This window comes from Bacillus sp. MYb56 (assembly GCF_002976445.1).
GTDB classification, from domain to species: Bacteria; Bacillota; Bacilli; order Bacillales; family Bacillaceae_G; genus Bacillus_A; species Bacillus_A mycoides.
On the sequence record NZ_PCOH01000091.1, the window covers coordinates 1 to 5,406 of the forward strand.

Annotated in this window: 6 protein-coding genes and 3 pseudogenes; 3 read left to right on the forward strand and 6 right to left on the reverse strand. The window is 33.6% G+C overall.

The features are described from left to right. Nucleotides 1-37 precede the first annotated feature (37 nt). Together CQ058_RS30755 and CQ058_RS30760 are read right to left on the reverse strand one after the other, a co-directional pair. Nucleotides 38-283 (reverse strand): annotated as a pseudogene (locus CQ058_RS30755) (Rpn family recombination-promoting nuclease/putative transposase); the annotation flags it as partial. Nucleotides 284-935: 652 nt separating this feature from the next. Continuing rightward, a complete protein-coding gene (locus tag CQ058_RS30760; RefSeq protein WP_002106904.1) occupies nt 936-1,214 on the reverse strand; it encodes an AbrB/MazE/SpoVT family DNA-binding domain-containing protein in 279 nt (92 codons plus the stop codon). Nucleotides 1,215-1,284: 70 nt separating this feature from the next. On the opposite strand from CQ058_RS30760, the pseudogene CQ058_RS33105 reads away from it, so the two are divergent. After that, nucleotides 1,285-1,415 (forward strand): annotated as a pseudogene (locus tag CQ058_RS33105) (ribbon-helix-helix domain-containing protein). A gap of 214 nt (nt 1,416-1,629) precedes the next feature. On the opposite strand, the pseudogene CQ058_RS30765 reads toward CQ058_RS33105, so the two are convergent. The 4 genes and pseudogenes from CQ058_RS30765 to CQ058_RS30780 all read right to left on the reverse strand — a co-directional run. Further along, nucleotides 1,630-1,795 (reverse strand): annotated as a pseudogene (locus tag CQ058_RS30765) (topoisomerase DNA-binding C4 zinc finger domain-containing protein); the annotation flags it as partial. 544 nt (nt 1,796-2,339) lie between these two features. Beyond that, nucleotides 2,340-2,912, reverse strand: a complete 573-nt coding sequence (locus tag CQ058_RS30770; RefSeq protein ID WP_002191670.1) for a replication-relaxation family protein — start codon at nt 2,910-2,912, stop codon at nt 2,340-2,342. Nucleotides 2,913-2,934: 22 nt separating this feature from the next. Beyond that, nucleotides 2,935-4,101: an FtsK/SpoIIIE domain-containing protein gene (locus tag CQ058_RS30775; RefSeq protein ID WP_002191669.1), complete on the reverse strand. Its 1,167-nt coding sequence runs from the start codon at nt 4,099-4,101 to the stop codon at nt 2,935-2,937. A gap of 15 nt (nt 4,102-4,116) precedes the next feature. Next, nucleotides 4,117-4,437 (reverse strand): hypothetical protein, encoded by a 321-nt coding sequence (locus CQ058_RS30780; RefSeq protein ID WP_002191667.1) that lies wholly within the window; start codon nt 4,435-4,437, stop codon nt 4,117-4,119. A gap of 288 nt (nt 4,438-4,725) precedes the next feature. On the opposite strand from CQ058_RS30780, the gene CQ058_RS30785 reads away from it, so the two are divergent. Next, nucleotides 4,726-4,947 carry a helix-turn-helix domain-containing protein gene (locus tag CQ058_RS30785; RefSeq protein WP_000467339.1) on the forward strand — a complete coding sequence of 74 codons (222 nt, stop codon included), beginning with the start codon at nt 4,726-4,728 and terminating at the stop codon, nt 4,945-4,947. A 398-nt stretch (nt 4,948-5,345) separates the two neighbouring features. Further along, on the forward strand, nt 5,346-5,406 hold a 61-nt coding region (locus CQ058_RS30790), incomplete at its 3' end, for a helix-turn-helix domain-containing protein (RefSeq protein WP_258169597.1).

Here is a 5,406-nt window from a genome sequence, read left to right on the forward strand (position 1 = left end):
TGGATACGCACTATTATGAAGCGACTTCTTGTCGCGCCTGTATTTCTACATTTACCTTTGTTCCTATATCTAATGTAGCCGAAATATCTAAAATCGATAATTTATCTTCTTCATGTTCTCGATGTAAATGTGGATCTTCTAACTGTAGGGAAACAATAGGTGCTTCTAAAGAATTTTTTAACATAGCATTTAAAAAAGCGATTAAGATGTCCTCATTCCCATTTGTTCCAAATAACTGTTTAAATGCAAAATCAATACGTAAATTTACTAATGGATTAGACATCGTTTCCCTCTTTCTGTTCCAGATAATATCTATATCTTTATTGTACATAAAATCAAGGTATAGATGCAAATAAGCTCTTCTAGTGAACTACCCGTTCCGGTGCAAAAAAATGATAAATAAAAAGAATCAAGAAGTCCTAACGGAATCACCTGCTAAGCAGTTAATCCAAACAGAATGATGGTTTTTACACTACAGAAGTTTTTGCGTGGTTTGAGGATTACGGATATGAGTATTGGGCTCCTATTAAGCAGGGGTTATCGTTAATTGATACAGAAAAACATGCCATATCCATAGCAATGGAACACTTAAAAGTGTATTCAGGTGAGAGTGATTAGTGGGGGGCAGCCGAGATTTATTTCATTTATCAAGGTTCACTTTAGTAAATAAAAAGGCCAGTTAGCCCTTACAATGGACTAACTAGCCTTTTTATTATTTTTTCCTTTTCACATATGTTTCTCATGCAATTTCCGTTCAGGGAATTCGATAAATTCTTCTAGCTTTTGTTTTTCTAAAACCGATACGAAAATATACACTAACTAAATTCCGACAAAAAGGAATAGAATTGATTCTATTTTTGGTAAATATTTTTATAAATATTACGATACACGAAATTACTATATTAATCCTAAAAAAGCCCCTTGAAAAGAGCCTCTTATTTTACAAGGTATTGTTCTATTTCTTTTATTAATAATTCTGCACCTTCTGGACTTAATGCTATCTTACCATTTGCTAATGATATGTTCCGATTTGATACTTCTCCTGTTAATGCACAAACACCACCAGGCTGATACTTCTGTAAAACAATGTCTTCACCTTCTACAAAGATCTCTAATGGTGATTTTTCTTTAATACCTAGCGTATTTCTAAGTTCCTTTGGAATTACCACACGCCCTAAATCATCTACTTTTCTAGTCACTCCGGTTGCTTTCATCTAGCATCTTTCCCCATTTCATTATCAATTGTACCCAAGTTATTCTCCACTATTATAACAAGCTTTCCCCATACATGAAAATTTGGTTACATTTACAAAAGAACAAGTGGAACAAACAGGAAATTATTGGCGTGAAAATAAGCTGCGAATCAAAATGAAGCAATTCGTCAGCTCGTAGAGAAAGGGTTAAGTCGTAAATAATGACTACCCTTTTTATTTTTCCTATAAACCCTAAACACACATGTAAAGCCTGTATATACCTTCACATGCGTTTTTATAACGATTTAGACCAATTGCATTAACTTCTTCATCAGAACGCAAAATAAACCGATTTGGAAAGCCATTTTCAAATCAAACCTCATTTTTTTAACGCATTTTTACAAAAAAGGAAAAAGTGCTGGATTTTCATCACAGCTCACGTATTGCTTGGCTCTGTATGTGTACATGTAGGACATTGAGAACAGCCCAAAAACTTATTCCCTGTTCTATTTGAATCTCTAACGACTAAATGATTTTTTACATGCTGGGCATTTCCGTTCTGCAGGTTTTACCCCCTGATATACATCTCCGGCCGAATGCTCTGATATCCTCAAAACACAAAACAAAAGAAAACAACCTGTTTTTATCCAAGTTGTTTTCTTTTATAGGGTAGAACAAAGAAAGAGTGGAAAAGCAATACACAAACGTGTAAATCACATGGAGTAAACCGATAGATAAAACTAAAAATTCTGAAAATTTATTCACTAAGGATTTTTTGTTTACTCTTTCTTTGTTATTATAAGTTTAACATTAAAAATAATATAAATCAACAAAAAAATACAAAATTCCGACAAATTCGACATTCCCTTCATAAATTAACATAACACCACTTATCCATAGTATCTAAAAAAGCTAACTCCTTATCTTGTTTGAATAAGAAGTTAGCTTTTTCATTTTTGGGATATCTCATTTTCCTTGGCTAAATGACGATATAACGATACCCCACATAATAAAGATATAAAATTGCTCATCTTCTACCATTGAGTCTATAAATGGAGTTAGTTAAATAAAAAACATATTCTTCTGGATTTTCACCAAATTCGTATTCATGACTCCAATAGTAAATCAATCCTTCTTCTCCTTCTTTTAAGCTAAAACAATTTGGTTCATAAAATCATCTATGGAAATAGCTTGAAATATACGTAAATGAGGAGAATGAATCTCGTATTTTTTATCTGTAATTATGAGGATTGAAGGAAAGAATTTAGAACCTTTAGGTTGCCAGGATTCATTATGCCATTCTTGGCTATGAAAGTATAACTCATATCTATTTATTTTATCTTGCATAATCTTTTTACTGTAAACTGACTTTTGAACTTCAATAAAGAATGGTGATCTACGCCATATGGTAAAAGCATCTGGTTCCATATATTCCTTACCGTACTTCGGCTCAACTTTGAATAGTTTAGGATTTTCATAATAGACAAGTTGTTTGTATACATCCACAATCCCAAGGAAATGAGGAATTTTTTGACTTTTTGTTCTAATAGAACTTGGCTGCGGAAAATAAATGTATGGGTGCTGCAATACGTTAGCATCAACATGACCGTCTCTTCTTAATCGTTTCATAACCGTATTACAGCAAGTTACCGCATTCTTTAAGCCTTGAAAATGCAAGTCAATAATATCGTCACGGGACATGCATCTAAATCGCTTCAAATCATTCAAAATTCCTTTATCTCTATTCTTCATCATCTAACACCCCAAATAACGGCATTTCTTCTTGCGGTGAATTCTGAAGTATTTTCTCCTCTTTAGACGTGCGATATGGTTTAACTATTTGTTTCGCTTTACTTAATTCCAAATAAGGAGCTTGCACTTTCTTTAACCCATTTCGTTTTAAGATCATTTGGCCTGATTGCTCCAGATGCTCTGAGCCAGGAGTACCCATGATATTGCTATTAATTGCACTATCACATTTAAACCCGATTCTTACGGTCATATTGAGCTTCAACTTACCATCCAACACTTTCGCATCTGGCCGCTGCATACTAAGCATAAGAAACACCCCAAGGGATCGGCCGACTGCTGAAATTTTTTCAATTGTAGTCATACACTCTTTTTCATCTTTTAGCATGGCCACTTCATCAATAGCAAGTAGAATATATGGTTTTTGATAATCTGGATTTAATTTGTTGTATGCATCAATATGGTCAACCTCATATTCTTCCATAAGTTTTCTTCGGTCTCTAATTTCCTTCCACACCTTTTGAAGCATTATTTTCATTTCGATTTCTTCCATACAAACTTCCTTTACATGCTTCACTCTTCGCAAGAAATGAAATTCAGAGTTTTTTAAGTCTCCAAGATACAAATGCAACGTATCAGGAGACATATATTGAATGAGTGTAGATAGTACAACACGTACCATACTACTTTTCCCGCTTCCCGTTTCCCCCGCTATTAACAAGTGTGGTGTATTGGAATCAACCATATCGTATGTAATCGTTTTTCCAAATTGATCCCGGCCAACCACAACAGGAAGACGGTACCCTTTTAATAAGGGCTGCCATTCTTTATAACAGTACTTGTAAGGTTTTAGTCCAGCATCTGAACGGAATACATGTAGTACAAATTTTTTCACATCCCCTTCAATCGTAATATTCCGCCCTAATATTTGCTGAAAACAGAACCACTTCTTTTCAATCTTCTGTGGATCTAATCCGTTTGGGATGGTAAATATATATCTCACGCTTTCTTTCGAAGAGGAAACATCATGTATCTTTGGATAAATAGGTACTTTCCCCCCACGCGTTTGATGTTCCGTATATAAACCTGCTTTTCCGAACACCTCCATAAGCTGATTCCTTAACCTTTGCGTACAAAGCCACTCCTTTATAATCCCCATTACTCCCTTCCATTCTTAAAACATGATTACGATACGAACAAATACATATCCAATTAAGCAAACTCCACCAATTCGCGTGCCGTGATACATAACTTCACTTACAAATTTAGCTGCTAATATATAGTCATGTCGCACCAAATATTTTTCTAACATGACTGCTCCGATTAAAATCGTTCCCATAACTCCTAATGCAATGTAAGTATGTAATACCTGATCCGACATATGAAGGAATGCGAAAGGACTTAATGAATTGTATTTACGAATTTTCTTTTCTTTATCTTTGTATGACCGATCCATAAACTCGCGAAAAGGAATGGTCTCTTTCCTAGAACGCATTTATATACCCCCTTTATAAACAGAACGAACAAACTAGATGAAATATAGGGTTTATACACTTATTACCTTGATAGCATTACTTTGATAGTTAACGTGGTAGGTACTTTACTAGTACAAAGGCTAGTTGATTTGGTATCTACTTTGATAATAAGTTTGCTAGATACTTTGATAGCGACCTTAATACATCATATTGTGGACGGCTTGTACATTATTAACACTTTTGTTTAAAAAAAATGCGCCTTGGCAAAGATAGAATTACACAAGTATAAAAGAATGGGAGTGTAAAAGGTGTTCGGATTAGGAAAACCTTTATCAAAGTTTGGAAAATTTCTTAAGAGGAATGAAATTACTCAAACAGAATTAAAAGAATGGAGCGGAGTAAACCAGAATACAATTAGCCGCATTACACGATCCAATGAGAATAGGCCATCATTAGGTAATGGCCAAAAGATAATTAGAGCTTTGAAAAGAAAAGGATACCGTGTAGACTTTGAAGATTTTTGGATGTAAGAATCAGCTAGATAAATCGGGCTGATTCTTTTTTTTGAGAAAATTATCATCCTTTTTAATTTTTTCAACACTTGTTTCTCTGTTATAAATAAAAGGGAAAAACAGAGAGGATTTTTTAATACATATTAAATTCAATACTAATGGGAAGAAAATCAAATTTCATGCAGAGGTAAACAAGCCAAAGTTTAAACTTAAACAAAAACACTGGTTAATGTCACTGCGGGTATTCGAAATTACTACGATGGTATCTTATATCCTCTTTTAAGAAAAAGCCAACTAATTAAGTCTAATTTTTTATTTTTTTATAAAAAACGCTTTATAAAAGAACGTATATTCGTATATAATTAGAACAAACGTTCTTTTTATAATAGGCGCATATAGAAATGGATGTGAATGGAATGATAATCAATAAAGCATATAAATTTCGTATCTATCCAAATAAAGCACAAGCGATCCTAA